Annotated in this window: 13 protein-coding genes and 2 pseudogenes; 8 read left to right on the top strand and 7 right to left on the bottom strand. The window is 60.9% G+C overall.

Translation table 11 applies throughout. The annotated features are described in order from the left end of the window. Together I2H38_RS17970 and I2H38_RS17965 are read left to right on the top strand one after the other, a co-directional pair. Window positions 1-2,220: a xanthine dehydrogenase family protein molybdopterin-binding subunit gene (locus I2H38_RS17970; RefSeq protein WP_196273257.1), complete on the top strand. Its 2,220-nt coding sequence runs from the start codon at window positions 1-3 to the stop codon at window positions 2,218-2,220. 195 nt (window positions 2,221-2,415) lie between these two features. Beyond that, a pseudogene (locus I2H38_RS17965) lies at window positions 2,416-2,783 on the top strand (IS6 family transposase); the annotation flags it as partial. 103 nt (window positions 2,784-2,886) lie between these two features. Here I2H38_RS17965 and I2H38_RS17960 read toward each other — a convergent pair. The 7 genes from I2H38_RS17960 to I2H38_RS17930 form a co-directional block, all read right to left on the bottom strand. Continuing rightward, entirely contained in the window at window positions 2,887-3,648 is a 762-nt protein-coding gene (locus I2H38_RS17960; RefSeq protein WP_196273256.1) for a tyrosine-protein phosphatase, read from the bottom strand. Then, a complete protein-coding gene (locus I2H38_RS17955; RefSeq protein ID WP_229426780.1) occupies window positions 3,648-4,520 on the bottom strand; it encodes a carbohydrate ABC transporter permease in 873 nt (290 codons plus the stop codon). Before I2H38_RS17955 ends, I2H38_RS17960 begins: the two co-directional genes overlap by 1 nt. A 1-nt stretch (window position 4,521) precedes the next feature. Then, window positions 4,522-5,460, bottom strand: a complete 939-nt coding sequence (locus I2H38_RS17950; RefSeq protein ID WP_196273254.1) for a carbohydrate ABC transporter permease — start codon at window positions 5,458-5,460, stop codon at window positions 4,522-4,524. Window positions 5,461-5,519: 59 nt separating this feature from the next. Beyond that, on the bottom strand, window positions 5,520-6,818 hold the full coding sequence (locus I2H38_RS17945) for an ABC transporter substrate-binding protein (protein WP_196273253.1): 1,299 nt from the start codon (window positions 6,816-6,818) through the stop codon (window positions 5,520-5,522). Window positions 6,819-6,854: 36 nt separating this feature from the next. Next, on the bottom strand, window positions 6,855-7,709 hold the full coding sequence (locus I2H38_RS17940) for a metallophosphoesterase (protein WP_196273252.1): 855 nt from the start codon (window positions 7,707-7,709) through the stop codon (window positions 6,855-6,857). Window positions 7,710-7,731: 22 nt separating this feature from the next. Then, window positions 7,732-8,823, bottom strand: coding sequence for an ABC transporter ATP-binding protein (locus I2H38_RS17935; RefSeq protein ID WP_196273251.1), 1,092 nt, complete (start codon window positions 8,821-8,823; stop codon window positions 7,732-7,734). A 78-nt stretch (window positions 8,824-8,901) separates the two neighbouring features. Then, the gene (locus I2H38_RS17930; protein ID WP_196273250.1) at window positions 8,902-9,573 is read right to left on the bottom strand and encodes a TetR/AcrR family transcriptional regulator; all 672 of its coding nucleotides are present in this window, start codon (window positions 9,571-9,573) and stop codon (window positions 8,902-8,904) included. A 264-nt stretch (window positions 9,574-9,837) separates the two neighbouring features. Here I2H38_RS17930 and I2H38_RS21535 point away from each other — a divergent pair. The 6 genes and pseudogenes from I2H38_RS21535 to I2H38_RS17900 all read left to right on the top strand — a co-directional run. Further along, window positions 9,838-9,944 (top strand): annotated as a pseudogene (locus I2H38_RS21535) (transposase); the annotation flags it as partial. 588 nt (window positions 9,945-10,532) lie between these two features. Then, window positions 10,533-11,537, top strand: a complete 1,005-nt coding sequence (locus I2H38_RS17920) for a LacI family DNA-binding transcriptional regulator (RefSeq protein WP_196273248.1) — start codon at window positions 10,533-10,535, stop codon at window positions 11,535-11,537. Between the two features lie 235 nt (window positions 11,538-11,772). Next, window positions 11,773-13,605, top strand: coding sequence for an ABC transporter permease (locus tag I2H38_RS17915; RefSeq protein ID WP_196273247.1), 1,833 nt, complete (start codon window positions 11,773-11,775; stop codon window positions 13,603-13,605). 49 nt (window positions 13,606-13,654) lie between these two features. Continuing rightward, window positions 13,655-14,893, top strand: coding sequence for an ABC transporter substrate-binding protein (locus I2H38_RS17910; RefSeq protein ID WP_196273246.1), 1,239 nt, complete (start codon window positions 13,655-13,657; stop codon window positions 14,891-14,893). Between the two features lie 36 nt (window positions 14,894-14,929). Beyond that, window positions 14,930-16,054: an ABC transporter ATP-binding protein gene (locus I2H38_RS17905; RefSeq protein WP_196273245.1), complete on the top strand. Its 1,125-nt coding sequence runs from the start codon at window positions 14,930-14,932 to the stop codon at window positions 16,052-16,054. Window positions 16,055-16,104: 50 nt separating this feature from the next. Beyond that, complete coding sequence (locus I2H38_RS17900; RefSeq protein ID WP_196273244.1) at window positions 16,105-16,725, top strand: dual specificity protein phosphatase family protein; 621 nt, start codon at window positions 16,105-16,107, stop codon at window positions 16,723-16,725. Window positions 16,726-16,731 lie beyond the last annotated feature (6 nt).

The raw sequence follows: 16,731 nt of genomic DNA, 5'->3' as shown, positions 1-16,731 counted from the left end.
ATGAACAAGCCGTTTACTCTCAACCGCCGCGGCTTCCTGCAGACCATCGGGAGCCTGACTCTGGCGTTTACAGTTCCTCTCGATATCGGCATTGCGGCCGAAACGACAGGGAAACTAGCCGGCGACCTGAAGGAGACGCCCCTGCTGAGCGCTTGGCTCAGGATCAATGCCGAAGGGACCGTCACTTTGATGATCGGCAAGGTCGAACTCGGTCAGGGCATTCTGACTGCGGTTACGCAGATCTGCGCCGACGAGCTCGATGTGAATCTTGAACGAGTCAAGCTGATCTCCGGAGACACTGCCGTCGTCCCCAACGAAGGTACGACCGCCGGTTCCCAATCCATGCCGGGCTGCGCTCCCGCAGTTCAGCAGGCTTCGGCAGAAGTTCGCCGCATCCTCATCGAGATGGCAGCGGGAAAACTGGGGCAGCCGATCGAGTCGCTGAAGGTTTCCGACGGCATTGTCACCGGTCCCGGAGGCGCGAAGGCAACCTATTGGGAGTTGGTGACCGGCAAGGAATTGGAACGGCAGGCAACCGGCAATGTCCCGCTGAAGCCCGTTTCCGAACACCGCTATATCGGCAAGTCGGTCACACGCGTCGATATTCCGGCGAAGATGACGGGCGAAGCGATCTTCCTTCAAGAATACCGCCCTGAGGGCATGGTGCACGGTCGGATCGTACGGCCCCCGACCTATTCGGCGAAGCTGACGCAGGTAGACACAGGTCCGATCGAAAAGATGCCCGGCGTCCTCAAGATCGTGCGCAATGGCAGCTTCCTTGGCATCATCGCTGAACGCGAGGAGCAGGCGATCGCGGCCGCTGCGGAGCTGACCAATGCTGCAAAATGGGAAGTCCAGAACGTCCTCCCCGGCCACGAAGGGATTTACGATTGGTTGCTCGCGGCAAAGACAGCTGACAAGGAGATTCACAAAAAGGAGCGCCCGGCAGGAGGCGAGCCGGCCAAGGTGGTCGAGGCGACCTATCGGCGGCCCTATCACATGCACGCCTCGATCGGGACGTCGGCAGCGATTGGCACCCTGGGCGGTGATGGCACTCTCACCATTCAGACCCATAGCCAGAGCGTTTTCGAGACTGCCGAGGCGATCGCAAAAATGCTCGGCATGGAGGTTGGCAAGGTCCGCTGCCAGCATATGCAGGGCTCGGGCTGCTACGGTCACAACATGGCCGACGATGCGGCCGCCGATGCGGCCCTGCTCGCGACAGCGCTGCCCGGCCGACCCGTTCGGCTCGTCTACAGCCGTGAGCAGGAGCACAAGTGGGAGCCCTATGGCTCAGCCATGGTAGTCAAGACCCGGGCGGCAGTGGACGCACAGGGCAACATACTCGACTGGAACCTCGATCTGTGGTCGACGCCCCATGGGACACGGCCCGGGGGGGAGCCTGGTAATCTGCTCTCAGCCCGCTATCTCGAAAAGCCGTTTCAGCAGCCCGTTCCGCGCAATGGCGGTCCTCCGAATTATGCGGCCGACCGCAACGCAATCGCACTCTACGACTTCCCCGGACAGCGGGTGGTGACCCACTTCATTACCGAGATGCCGCTCCGGGTCTCTTCGACCCGTGGGCTTGGTGCCTATGCCAATGTTTTCGCAATCGAGTCATTCATCGACGAGCTTGCCAAAGGGGCAGGGGCGGACCCGCTCGAGTATCGTCTGCGGTTCCTGAAGGATCAGCGCGCCCGTGACGTGCTCGTGAAGGCCGCAGAGTCCTTCGGCTGGGACAAGTTCGAGAAGAAAGCAGGTCGCGGTCGCGGCATCGCCTTTGCTCGATACAAGAACTACGCAGGCTTCTGCGCCGTTGCGATGGAGGTGGAGGTGAACCGGCGCAACGGCCGCGTCCGCGTCGTCAGAGTTGCGACAGCTGCCGATAGCGGGCACGTCGTCAGCCCTGACGGCATCGCCAACCAGATCGAGGGTGGCGTGATCCAGTCGCTGTCCTGGAGCCTCAAGGAAGAGGTGAAGTTCGACAACTCCAAGGTTCTCTCCGAGGACTGGGCAAGCTATCCGATCCTGACCTTCTCGGAGGTGCCACCCGTCGAAGTCACCGTAATCAATCGCCCGGGCGAGGCCTATCTCGGCACCGGCGAAGCATCCCAGGGCCCGACCTCCGCTGCCCTGGCCAATGCTATCTTCGATGCGACTGATGTTCGGTTCCGCCAACTTCCGTTTACACCCGACCGCATCAAGGCAGGGCTGACCTAAGATTTCGTGGGAGCATTGGTTTTTCTGGCAGGCGCCCCTCTTCGGAGCGGCGCCTGTTCTTGTTAGGGAGTTTTATTTTCCGACTAAGTGGATCGGATCCATCGCAAACTGTTCAGTAACTCAGTTCGGTCTACGCATCCGGCAAAACTCCGGAGATTCACATGTTCAAAGGGCCGCGATTTCGATAGCTCGGTCATCCTGCCGTGCGTCCGGTGGTATCTCGCTTATAGCCTCAGCCTGCTGGATCTCGAGGAGATGATAGCTGAGCGCGGCATCTCCGTTGACCACGCCACAATCCACCGCTGGACCGTTCACTATGCTCCGCTTCTGCTGGAGCAGTCCATCGGCGCAAGCGTCCGGTCACCCGCAGATGGCACATCGATGAAACGCGGCCGTCCCGAGAGAATCGTGATCGATGGCAGCCAGACCAATCGTGAGGCAATCCTGTTGTGTGATGCCGAGAGCACCCTGCAGGATCGTTCAAGGCGTCTGCTCAAACTGATCCGGATCCGGCAGAGCCGCTACTTGAATAATCGGATTAGCAGGATCATCGGGCGATGCAGCTCAATAGGAATGATCGCGACGAGCGTGGAGCATGCTGCGAGTCGCATTTAATGCGTGCACGATCCGATCCGTTGAGCAACGCCTGCAACACGCCGCAGGGTATCAGCTCATCGAATCGACGGTCAGTCTCCGCTCGAGACGCGCTAGGATGGCGTCGTTGATCTCGAGTTGCGAAAGATACGCGCGAACCCCGCCATATGCTCGATTCAGGTGGTCGAACGTCCGGCGCATCAGTGCGGGCTCGCAGGCCAGATATCCGTCAGCGAGATCCGGAGCCGTCCCACGCGCCAAGGCTTCCGCCCGCAGCCGCGCGATCAGCGGCGACGCAACGGTTTCCGTAAGCGCGTAATCGTCGATGACGACATCCTCCGAAGCCCCAACAGCGGACAGGAGCAGAGCCGCGATGATCCCCGTCCGGTCCTTGCCCGCGCTGCAATGGAACAGTACGCCTCCGTCTTCCGCCGCAGCGATCGTCACGATGACCTTCGAAATAGCGGGCTGGCAGAGATCGATCGCATCACAGTAGCGGACGGACATGTCGAAAGGCCCTCTACTCGGGTCGTGGGACATGTGTATCGGCGCAAGGGCGCTGAATAGCGGGATATTGTGGTAAACGACGTCTGGATGCGTGCGAAACGGGTTCGGCGCCGCGGACAGCTCGGCGGCGTTGCGCAGATCGATGACGGTCCGAAGACCGTTCCGAACCAGTTCGGCCTGCGCGTCCTCCATCAGATTGTGCAATCCGTCAGCGCGCAGGATCGAGCGCCAGCGCGTCTGTCCGCCACCTCGCAACGCATAGCCGCCAAGGTCGCGAATATTGTGTGCGCCCGCCAGGGCGATCAGGCGGCCGGGAGAATTTGTCATCAGCGCAGTCCGGATTTCATGAAGGATTCGATGACCTGCCGTTGCAGGAGAAGATAAATGGCCAGAATGGGTAAGCTCGCGAGGGTCGACGCCGCCATTAGCGGTCCCCAGAGATTCCCCTCCTGCGTCATGAACATCTGCAGCCCGATCTGGACGACCGAATTCTCGATGCTGCGCGAGAGGAGGAGCGGCCAGAAATACTCGTTCCAGGCCGATATGAACGCGAGGATCCCAAGAGACGCGAGGGACGCGCGCAGGTTCGGCGTGATGATCTCCCAAAGGATGCGCCAATGCTTCGCGCCATCCATCCGGGCTGCTTCGATGATCTCCGTCGGAAAGGACTTCATGGCGTGATACAGCATCAACACCGCGAAGGCCGCTGCCGCGTGCGGAACGATGAGACCGGCGAGCGTGTCCAGAAGGCCGAGCCGCGAAGCGAGCACGTAATTGGGGATCATGGTCACCTGGAACGGAACAAGCCAGGACAGTGCGATCAGGCCATATACAAAACCGGAGAAGCGGAACCGCCAGCGGACCAGTGCATAGGCCGCGAACAAGCCTGTCAGCACGTGCAGGGCCGCCGTCACGCCCGCGACGACAGTCGTGTTCGCCAGCATCCGCAGCATGGGAATTTGCGACAGGACAAAGCCGTAGTTGTCGAGCGACGGCGCAGATGGCCAGAGTCCGGTCGAGAAGATCTCGTTCTCCGCCTTCAGAGAGGACACAACCATCCAGTAGACCGGGAAGATCGCGATGAAGGCGAGGAGGATCATCGTCGCGTGGATGGTGAGCGCACCCGGGCGAATGCGCGGCCGGGCTTTCCGCGAAACCTCCGGCTCAACTGCGGCGCCGGACGACAAGACCCTGTTCATGCTAGTTGTCATAGACGGAGCACCTTTTCATGAGCCGTAGGCAGAAGAACGCGATCATCGTGAACCCAGCGAAGGCGATCATCCCCGCCGCGGAACTCCAGCCGACCGACAAGCTGCCGAACCCGTAATCCCAGAGCAGATAGAAGATATTCGTGGTCGATTTCAGCGGTCCGCCGCCGGTGAGGACATTGATATAGGTGAAGCTCCATTGCGCCCCGAAAAGAACCGTCATCATAGACAGGAGCAAGATCGTCGGTGACAGCAGAGGCAGACGGATGTCGCGAATGATCTGGCAGCGGGACGCCCCATCCATGCGCGCCGCCTCGACATAGCTCGGGTTGATGCTGGCGTTTGCGGCGGAAAAGAGAAGGGTCGAGAACCCGATCAGCTTCCAGCCGGTGATCCAGATCAGCGTCGCGAGTGCGAAGTTCGGATCCTGCAGGAACCCGATCCGATGCAGGCCGAGAGTATCCAGCGCGACATTGACGAGCCCGTGATCCTCGTTGAGAAGCCAGCGCCACACGATGGCGGCGACGACCGGAGCGATGATCATGGGAACGAAGATGAGCGTGCGGTAGACGTTCCGCATCGGCCCCTTCAGGTCCTGCGTGAAAATCGCCACCGCGAGCGGGATGATCACTGACATCGGAAACAGGCCGAGGATGTAGATCGCCGTGTTCGCCAGCGCCGCGTGCATCTCCGGCAGGGTCAGCAGGTGTGCGTAGTTGGCGAGGCCGACGAACCTCTTCGGCGATGTCGGGAGCATATTCCACTGATAGAACGAGAGTTGGAAAGCCTCGATCAGCGGCAGATAGGTCCACACAACGATAGTGATCAGCGCCGGCGCGAGATAGAGCCACGGCGCTAGATTGAGGCGCGGCAGCGCGGGTAGGGCTCGAATCCCACCGGTTGGCAACTTCACTGCTCTGGTCTCGCTCATGGTTCCTGCTCTCTTTTGCGGGGCGGGCACTTTCGTCCGCCCCGATTGCCGTCTGCCGATTAGCGCGGCATCAGCCGCTGGGCATCTTGCTGCGCCGCCTTCAGGACAGCGGCCGCATCGCCCTTGCCGAAGACCGCCTCGCGGACGCCGTCCATCATCATCTTCTCGACCTGACGATAGTTTGGCCCTGGGAATGCGACGTTGGGTGTGAGCCGCGAAAGCTGCTCGAGATTGGGACGGATCATCGGATTTTCTGCGACCCAGCCCGCGAGGTATTTCGGGTCGTCGACGATATCGAGGCGCAGCGGCAGATAGCCGATCTTCGTGGTGATGACCGTATAGGCCTGCTTGCTCGTGAGGAACTTCAACAGTTCATAGGCGGCGCGGCGTTTCGCCGGATCCTTGCTGAAGACGAACAGCGCGCTTCCTGAATTGGTTGGGCGCGTCGGCTTCTCGCCGAAGCCCGGCATGGCCGCGACCCGCAAATCGAATTTCCCCTTCGCGGATTTCAGGAGGCTGCTCTGCACCGCGCTCGTATACAGGAACATGCCGAGGTTGCCGCTCGCCATCGTGTCCTGGTGGCTGCCAACGTCGATGCGCGCATGCGCGCCACTGTCGACCATGCTGCGCAGCATCTGCACGGCCTCCAGTCCCTCCGCATCCGCGAAGGTGAGCTTGTTGCCGTCGCGGACGTTGCCGCCGTTCGACATCGCGATCGCCTGATAGACGAAGGTTCCATCGACGGGACCATAAGCGCCGGGGAAGAATCCGTGCTTGCCAGTCGCCTTGTTGATCGCCTCCCCATAGGCCTTCACCTCAGACCAGGTCCGCGGCGGCTTGTCGGGATCAAGACCAGCCTTGCGGAAAAGATCGGCATTGTAATAAAGGATCGGCGTCGAGAACGTATAGGCGAGGCCGTAGGTTTTGTTGTCGACCTTGCCGAGGTCGATTCCCTGCGGGATCATGCCTTCGAACTGCTTCGCCAGCTCGAATGGCGGAACCATGACCTCGAGCGCGTTCGCGCCGAGATCGTTGGCGATATAGATGAGGTCGCGGAAGACAAGCTGGGCGACGTCAGGTTGCTGGCCGGCGACGATATCCGCCTGCACGCGGCTGAGAATCTCGTTTGAAGGAACGGGAACGCCCTTTACCGTGATGTTCGGGTTGGCTTCCATGAATTCGCGAAGAAGATCGCGGGTCGCGTCCGCACCCGCGCTCGCGGAAGCGAGGTTGTAATTGTAGAAGGTGATGGTCACGGGCTTGTCGATCGAAGCGGCCATCTGCGCCTGAGCGAACCCACTGGAGAGGGCGAAGGCCGAGCCGGCCAGCATCAGCTTGAGACAATGGCGTCTGAACATGAGAGTAGCGTCCTTATCGATTGCGGAATTTCGAGATCACTCGGCGGCGGCGATCTCCGCCATTGCGTTGCGCTGGCGGAGCATTTCGAGCGGGTAGCGGTTGAGTTCGGCACGGTCCGACGGCAAAGGCACGAAGGCGACGGTCAGCCCTGAGCGGCGGATCGTTCCGATGCCGAAGGATGCGCCGCGGACCATGCGGAGCACGTCCGTCTGCAGGATGTCGGTTGCCGCGTGCTGGCCGGTTCCGACGACGACTGGGACGCCGTGCCACAAGGAGACGCGGTCGTGATGGATATGACCGCTGAGGATACCAATGACGTTGCGGCCCTTCAGGACTTGCGCGAGCCTTTGGGAATCCGGAAAGACGATGGAACGCCAATGGGCGAGATCAGGCTCCTCGCCCAAGGCGGGCGGATGGTGGGAGACGATGAGCTTCGGCAGCTCCGCGTGCGTATCCAGCGCCTGCTCCAGCCATGCGAACTGTTCGGGCTCGATCGTTCCGCCGATCTGGCCGGGCGTGCTGGAATCGAGCGTGATCACGTGTATCCCGTCGATCACCTGATCGTGGAAATACGGGGCTTCGAGCGCATCGTTCCTGTCCAGCATGCCTTGATAAAAGCCGGAGCGCGTATCGTGGTTGCCAAGGGCGTAGATCACCGGAAGGTCGATCCCGGTCATGATGCGCTTAAGGTGATGGAAGCTCGGGACGTCGCCCTTGTTGGTCAGGTCGCCGCTGGCGACGAGGAAGCTCGGCTTTGGGTCGATCGTCGCAACCATTTCCAGAATGGTCGAGAGCGTCGCGGCCGTATCGGTAAACAGGTGAGGGTCAGCGACATCCGGCACGCCGACATGAAGGTCCGTCAAATGGATAAACGTCGTCTCACGAGACATGATGTTTGCTTTCTGTCTGGCTTCAATGGATCCGGGAGACCGACCTAGGGTCGATGCGTGCGCCGTCGCGTTCGCGAAAGAGATGGACTGCGGATTCGGGAATGAGGACTGCGAAGGGGTGATCCGGAACCGCCTCGCCCGTAGCGAGTACTGCCGTCATGCGCAGGCCGGTAGTGGTGCCGTGGAGATGGTTTTCTGTTCCCAAATCCTCGACCATCTCGACCTCGAACGGCAGCGCGCCGCGTGCGCTGCGGCCGACGATTTGAAGATCGCCGGGACGCACACCGATTCTGACCTCGGCGCCGGGCTCAAGGTCCCAGATCAGATCCGGGCAGGGGCGGAGTCCATCCGCGCAGACCGCCTTGCCTTCGTCATCGATCACGGCCGGGATGAAGTTCATCGGCGGCGATCCGAGAAAGTCGGCGACAAACAGACTCGCGGGACGACGATAGATTTCCTGCGGCGTTCCGACCTGTTCGATCTTCCCGCCATTCATCACCACGAGCCGGTCTGCCAGCGTCATGGCTTCGAGTTGATCGTGAGTGACAAAAATGCTCGTTGAGCCAAGCTCCCGGTGCAGGCGCTTAATTTCAAGCCGCATCTGCAGCCGCAGCTTAGCATCGAGGTTGGAAAGAGGTTCGTCGAACAGGAAGACCCGGGGCGAACGGATCATTGCTCTGCCCATCGCGACACGTTGCCGCTGGCCGCCCGAGAGTTGCGCCGGTCGTCGGTCGAGAAACGTATCGAGCCCGAGCAGGGTTGCGACGCGGCGAATCTTCTCGTCGCGTTCCGCTCGTGCGACACCCGCGACTTTCAGCGAATAGCCGATATTCTCGCTCACGCTCATGTGCGGATAGAGCGCGTAATTCTGGAATACCATCGCGCATCCGCGATCGCCCGGTTCCAGGTCATTCACGATGACGTCGTCGATGGCGACTACGCCCGAAGTGATGTCCTCCAAGCCAGCGATCATGCGCAGGAGCGTGGATTTCCCGCACCCCGACGGACCAAGGATAACGACGAACTCTCCTGTGCCGATCGAAAGATCGACGCCGCGGACCGCCGGCGTTTTTCCATACACCTTATGAAGCGAAGAGATTCGTATACTGGCCATTGCTCAGGCTCCCTTCATACGCAATGCAGCGCGCGGGAGCTTCGATAGAGAAGGTCTGTTTCCCCTTCATGACGGTTTTCAAACGGCGTTCGAAATCGCATCCGTCGTTCTTGGCAGGCCCTGCCGGAACATCGGGGTAATTACCTCGACCATGTGCGCGATGACGATCTCCGCGTCGGTGAGATCGATGGCATTTCCGGTCAAAATGCCGGTACGCAATCGGTGGCGAATGACCTGCGAACGGATTCCCAGCGCGCAGCTGATGCGCCACCCGATTCCTGCGTCGTCGAGCCAGGGCGAGATCCGTCGCAGGTAGGGGAAGAAGGCTCGATGGTGTTCCACGTCCTCGACGATGGAGCGGTAGAGGTCGGGATCACGACTGCGCTTCGCCATGTCTGTTAAGTGGCGGAGAACCGGGTAACGGGAACGAGGATCGAGGCTCCATCGCACCGAAGGGCCGACCAGCGCGGCAATCACCTCCTCTAAGTCAGGAGGATCGGGCGCGCGGCGCGCGGTCGCGTTATGGAGTAACGTCAACCGTTCGACGTTGAGTTGGCGGTAGACCCGCTGCGCGACGGCGATGATGAGCTTTTCTTGCGACCCGAAATAGTAGCTGATCGCTGAGACGTTGACATCGGCCTCCCCGGCGATACGCCGGACAGTCACCTCGTCGAGCGAGCCCACCTCGCGCAGCACGTGCTCGCAAGCATCAATGAGTTTCTGCGAAGTGTGGTTTACGGCGTTCGACATGGCCCAAGTCTATCCGTCCGTTTTCGGGGGTGTCGCAAACGCGAGACGGTACTGTCAACGTGATACCAAGTAGGCAAGGCTGGCGTGTGCAACGGTCAGGTCAGCCCAGGTCAGACGGTGGGGGCAGCACCGGCCGGGGCTCCGTCGCAAAACAGCAGGATGACCGAGCGATCGAAATGACGGCCTCTGAACATTTTGCGCCTCCAGAGCTTCTGGAGACATAGGCCGAACTGAATTACCGATAGGTTTGCGACAGTTCCCAGTCGGGAGTATGCAGCCTATCTCGGCCTCGTGCCCCGGCAGCATTCAACGGGCGGCAAGAGGTGGCTCCACCTCCAAGATGGGCGACCGGCACCTCCGCAAGCTGCTTGTCGTGGAAACGCACGTCAAGCTCTACAGCATGAAGTCCGGTAAAACCAAGACGGCACTGGCTGATTGGGCCCGATCGCTGCTGGTGAAGGAGCCGCCCAAGGTGGTGGCCGTCGCCTTGGCCAACAAGATGGCCCGGATTGCCCGGGCGGTCATGGCCAGGAGCACGGCTTGCGAATCTGGGAGCAATCAGCTGCCGCGCCGGCGGCATCATAGACGGCAAGCTAAGACTATTCGCCCCTCAGGGCATCCCAGTTGGCACGGTGACGATGAGATGATGTGAAGACCGCCGGATCTGGAAAACCCGTGGCACTGTCTTACGTCGGTCAAGCGCGATAACTTGAGAGGGGGCAGCTCCAGCGTAAAACATTAGCGGTCAAGGACCGCGCTCAAAGGCCGGAGACATGATTGCCCCCGCCCCGCCAAGCCCAAACATCATCAACAATCACCTTGCAAAACGGGCGCCATCCAGGCGTGACAAGCCCGTGCGCAGGCTCATGTCTTGCGGTTGTCCGTAGAATGGTGGAAAAGCTACACGATATCGCCCCAAGCAGAGAAACGGCGCTTCCGAGTGAGAGACACTGACTGTCATGACGCAAGACAAGGGTCCGCGGGGGTTCGTTAAGGCAGAGGATGTCGCTCGTCTGGCCGGTGTATCTCGTTCCGCCGTTTCGCGAACTTTCACGCCTGGCGCCAGCGTCTCTCCCGCCGTGCGCCAGCGGGTGCAAGATGCAGCCAAGGCACTCGGATATCGGGTCAATCGCCTGGCGAGCAGCCTGATCAGCGAGAAATCCCATCTTGTCGGCGTCGTCGGGGCCAACCTCGGGACCCCCTTCATCTCCCGCCAGCTCGACCAATTGAGCCGTGGCCTGCTCTCGCGCGGGATGCAATGTCTTCTTCTCAATGCGGCGGACGCGGACCAGGGCATTGCGCCGCTGATCGAACTGATCCTGGAATTCCGCGTGCGGGCTATCGTCATCATGTCAGGCTCGCCGCCCTCATCGATCATCGACGAATGCCGCGCCAACGGCGTCCGTGTGATCCTGATGCATCGGGAATCGGATGACACGGCGACGGATGTCATCATGAGCGATGATGTCGGTGGCGCGAAACTTGCAGCCGACCGCTTGCTGCAGGCCCGCTGCAAACGCCCTGCTGTCGTCAGCAACGGTCGCGGGACGCAAAGCCAGATGCGCCGGCGCGACGCGTTCGTCGCGCGCATGCGGGAGTTCGGCCTCGACACCGAAATCTGGGCGTCCGGTACGACCTCGTATGAGACAGGGGCGCAGGCGGCGCGAGACTTGTTGTCCGATGACCGTCTGGACGGCGTGTTTTGCGTGACGGACCTGCTCGCCTTGGGCTTCCTGGACACAGCGCGCGAGATGGGGCGGTCCGTTCCGGGGCAGCTCTCCCTCGTCGGCTTCGACGATATCCCTCAATCGAGCTGGCTTCCCTATCACCTGACGACCATTCGCCAGTCGACCTCCGGCATCGTGGCCTCCGTTCTTGCCGCCATCGAGCGGGATGCGCGTCCGGGCGAGGCCCCCATCCATCATATCCTGCCCGTCGAACTGGTCGAACGCTCGACCTGCTAAGGTTTCTGCCGGTCTTGCCACTCCGCTGCGGAAAGGCGCTTGCTATTGAATGCACACGTGTGCAATCATCCCTTCATAAGCCGCAGCAGCGACTCCTGAAGGGGCTCGCGCGTCAAGCGGCGACATGAATGCGGACCAGCGGGGGCTTCGATCAGCGGAGCCCGGAAAAACAGCTGGCCGTGGGTGGAAATGCTTTTTCCGGCGCGCGTTCGCTCGCCGCGAGAAGGACGTCAGCATGAGCGGAACAACCGCGCCGGCCGGTTCCTATCGTCTTCCCTTCGGCGGACGAGCGAGCCGACGCCTCTGGACCTTCCTGTCGCAGCCGGAGCGGATCCTTGGGATCGTTCTGGCACTGATCCTCGGAGGGCTCGTCCTCGTGCCGCTCTTCGAGCTGGTGCGGGAAACGGTGACCGTCCAGCCCTATGACCGGGCCTATCTCCCCAAGGCGCAGGTCGGCGACTTTACCCTTTTCCACTATGAGCGCGTTTTCGCCGGACGTCTGTCCTGGGCGATTTTCTACAAGCCGTTCTTCAACTCGCTGGTGACGGCGCTCGGCGCCACAATCATCTGCCTGACGATCGGTTGCAGCCTGGCATGGCTAGTCGTGCGGACGAACATTCCGTTCCGCAACACGCTCCATACGCTCGTGATGATCCCCTACATGCTCCCCTCATGGGTACTCGCGCTCGCCTGGATCACGTTCTTCAAGAACGACCGGATCGGCGGCGCGATGGGCGCGTTCGCTTACTTCTTCGGCACCCAGCCGCCCGACTGGATCGCCTATGGCCCGATCCCGATCGTGATCTGCCTGTCGCTGCACTATTATGTCTATTCGTACCTCTCGGTCTCAAGCTCGCTCGTCAGCGTCGACAGCCAACTCGAAGAGGCGGGAGCAATGTCGGGCCTCTCGCGGCTCAAGCAGATCCTGCTGATTACCGCGCCGCTTCTGCTGCCGGCGATCGGGTCGGCGGTGGTCATGACCTTCATTCGTGTCATCGGGTCTTTCGGCACTCCGGCCGTGCTCGGAATGCCTGTGCGGTACTACGTGCTCCCGACGCAGATTTATGCGGCCATGGGCACGCGAAACGCCGGAGATGGATTCCTGCTGGCGCTCGTTCTCGTGCTGCTCGCCTGCCTGTTCATCTACGTCAACCAGCGCATGATCGGCGTGCGAAAGAGCTTCGTGACCCTGTCCGGAAAAGGCTTCCGCAATAAGGAGATCGACCTCGGATTCTGGCGTTGGCCGATCTTCGCGCTGCTCATGGTTCTCATGGTGGCGGCCGTGGCGTTTCCGCTCGTGCTGCTGGTGTTGCAATCATTGATCAAGACTGCCGGCAATTACAGCCTGAGCAACCTGACCCTGCATTATTGGATCGGTGGAGGCGGTGAGGGCGTCGATCAACTGCAACCGGCGCTCGTCAACAATGGGAATGTCCTCGACGCGACGTGGAACAGCCTCAAGCTGTCGTTCATGACCGCGATGACCACCGGCATCTTCGGTTTCCTCATCGGCTACGTGGTGGTTCGGACCCGGGGAACGCTGACGTCGAAGTCGCTCGAGATGGTGGCGTTCCTGCCCTATATCTTCCCCGCTCTGGCATTCGGCGCGATCTATATCGGGATGTTTTCGCATCCCGTCGGCCCGTTCCCGGCTTTGTACGGAACCTTCGCGCTCCTGGTGCTCATCTGCTCGGTGAAGACGCTTCCCTTCACGGCACGCACGGGCATCGCGGCCCTTCTCCAGATCGACAAGTCGCTCGAAGAAGCGGCAAGGATCCAAGGGATCGGTTGGTTCCGCCGCATGGTGAAGATCATCGTTCCGATCGCCGCCGGTGGATTGCTCTCCGGCATGCTGCTCAGTCTGATCAGTATCATGCGCGAGCTATCCCTGATCGTGCTGCTCGTCACGCCGTCGAACAACGTTCTGGCTGGCGTGATCTACAACTACCAGAGCCAGGACATGCCGCAGCTCGTCGGCGTCGCCACGACGCTTCTGGTCGCACTCGTCATCGGAATCAACATCGTCATCCGGGTGCTCACCCGGAATGTGAAGGTCGCAGCGGCCTGAGCCCACGAGGCCGCGTCGATAATCAACAAAGAACGGGAGGAAAACGGCAATGAAATCAGCACTCCGCCATTCCAGGACTTGGCTCGCCGCCAGCGCGCTCTGTCTCGCTTTCGCGGCCCCGGCGCTCGCGCAGAAAGCCGATCCGAAATTCAACGCTTGGATGCAGAAAAACCAGTTCGGTCCTTACCAGAAGGACGAGAAGTGGGAGGATGTGGTCGCCAACGCGAAGAAAGAGGGCGAAGTCGTCGTCTATTCCTCGACCGGGACCATGAACAAGGTCGCGGAGGATTTCGCGAAGGCCTATCCTGAAATCAAGGTGAAGGCCTACGATCTCGGCTCCGAGAAGACCATCGAGAAGGTGGTCCGCGAACAGCAAGCGAGCGTGTTCGCCGCCGACGTGGTCTATACCGGCGGCACCGAGCAGATGGTGTTCGATCTTCTGCCGAACAACCGTATCGTGAACTACGTGCCGTCCTATCTCAACGACCGGATCCCCAAGGAACACCGGGACCCGTTGCTGACCCACGTCATTGAAGCTTACGGCGTCTTCTACAATTCGGAAGCCAATCCGCAGCCACCGATCAAGAACATCTGGGAATTGACCGAGCCGCAATGGAAGGGCCGGTTCTCGATGAAGTCGCCGGCGGGTTCGCTGACGACACTTATGATGCTGGCCGCCATCGTCGAGCACTCCGATGATATGGAAAAGGCCTACGAGAAGCATGCCGGCAAGAAGCTGAAGCTCTCGCCCGATATCGAAAATGCCGGATACGAGTTCTTGCACCGTCTGATCGCCAACGACATCGTCATCTCGGACAACAGCTCGAAAATCGCGACGGCTGTCGGCCTGCGCGGTCAAGCCAAGCCGCCGATGGCGTTCTCGGTCATTCACTATCTGACCAAGAACCAGAGCGACAACTACGCGAACGCCATTCCGTGGGATCTGCAGCCGGCCGCGCTCTTCGCCTATCCGACCTATGTCGCGGTCGCCGGCCAAGCGCCCCATCCGAATGCGGCGAAGCTCTACGTGGCTTTCCTTATGGGCAGTAAGGATCTCAACGAGAAGTCCGAGTTGAAGCAGCCGTTCCGCTCAGGCGCTTCCGCCGACTTGCTGCAAGGCATGGCGGCCTTCTACCAGATCGGCACCTTCTCACCCCGCACCGACGTGCCGCCGCCGCCGAATAGCGAGATGTGGCCGAAGGCGCGCAAGCTGAGCGCATCGCCGGAATTCGTGAAGGACAACATCGCGAAGATCAGCGACTTCTGGACTGCCGAGACCAGCCGCTAATCGTCAAGAACAGGCTTCCGAACGGAAGGGTGACCCATGTCTGAAATCATCCTCAGCAACATCACGAAATCGTACGGAAGCCACTTGGCGATTCCGGGGCTCGATCTCGAAATCCCGAAGGGCAGCTTCGTGACGCTCCTCGGCCCGTCCGGTTGCGGCAAGACCACGACCTTGCGCATGATCGCCGGGCTCGAACACCCGGCCAGCGGTGAAATCCGTCTGGCCGGAAAGTCGGTCTATTCCGGCGATACGGGAAGCTTCGTGCCGCCGGAAAAGCGCGGCCTGGGTTTCATCTTCCAGAGCTACGCGCTGTGGCCGAACATGAAAGTCGACCGCAACATCACGCTCGCCTTGTCCGAGGCCAAAATCCCCACACAAACGGTCAAGACGCGTCTGGCGGAAGCGCTTTCGAAGGTGCAATTGACGGGGCTCGAAGGGCGCTATCCATCCGAACTCTCGGGCGGCCAGCAACAGCGTGTGGCGGTGGCTCGCCTCATCGCCGCGCGCAACTCCATCCTGCTCATGGACGAACCGCTCTCCAACCTCGATGCCAAGCTTCGCACCGAGATGCGCACCGAGCTGAAGCGCCTGCATCGTGAGCTCGATGCAACGACGGTCTATGTCACGCACGATCAGGTCGAGGCCCTGACCATGTCCGACATCATCGTCGTGATGCGCGACGGTCTGATCCAGCAGCAGGGCAGTCCGTACGAGATTTATCACAACCCGGCCAATCTCTTCGTTGCCGAGTTCATCGGCGATCCCAAGATCAACCTCTTCCAGGGCGAGGTGACGAAATCCGGTGCCGATTTCGCCGTTTCCATCCATGGATTGAACGTGCCCTCGCGGCGCGGATTTGAAGCTCCACAAGGACCGGTGACGGTCGGCGTCAGGCCTGAGGATATCGAGATCCATCACGAGCCGGTGGCGCATGCGCTCGCCGCCGAGGTCGATTTCGTTCAGCCCACGGGATCGCAGACCCTGATCTCCTTGATCGTGAAGGGCCAAAGGGTCACCGCGCTCATCCCGCGTTTCGAGATGAGCCTTCCGACAAAGAATGTTTGGATCACGCTTCCCGTCGATCGTCTCACCCTGTTCGATGCCTCAGGCAACCGCATCGCGCCGTCTTGCGGCGAGCAGAGCGCGTCTCACGCTGCATAGGCCCGGCGGGTACGCCGTAAAGATCTCTACTCCATTTTTGAAACATGACAATGAAACCTGTTCCCCATTTCCCGCGTCCCCCTTTGAGCCTGATCGTTGATGATCTCCCGCCGTTCGGCGTGAAACTGTTCGTCGGCGATGCCGAGGCGGCGGCGGACAAGGGATTGCTCGAGAAGAACGATATCGCGATCGTCGTAAACTGCGCGGTCAATCTCGATATCAACTACGCGTCGGAGGCGGGCGTCGCCGATCAGACGCCGAACGGCCCGTTCCGGAACTACAAGCTCGGCCTGATCGATGACGATGGGAATCCGGCGACGATGGTGCTCGCGGGATACTATCTGCTCGACGGCGCGCTTCGTCAGCGTCTCCCCAATCGACCGACATATCCTCATCGCCGCAAAGGCAATGTGCTGCTTCACTGCCGCGGCGGACGCAGCCGATCCGTGATCCTGGCGGCGCTCTATCTGCACATTCAGATGGCCGACCGTTTCCCGACCCTGGATTCCGCCATCGGGCATATTCGGAAAGCGCGGGCTCTGCATCCGGATGAGTGGTTCGAGACGCCCAAGCCCATGTTGATCGAGGCTGCCCGCTTTGCTGCCCGATGGATCAGGCGTATCGAGGACGAGAAAGAGCAATCCGCTCATCCGGCTGCGGCGAGCGCTTGAGGATAG

It is taken from the genome of Microvirga alba (assembly GCF_015694465.1).
In the GTDB taxonomy this organism is placed as follows: Bacteria; Pseudomonadota; Alphaproteobacteria; order Rhizobiales; family Beijerinckiaceae; genus Microvirga; species Microvirga alba.
Note: the sequence above shows the minus strand (reverse complement) of the source record. Positions and strands in the feature narration are given on the sequence as shown.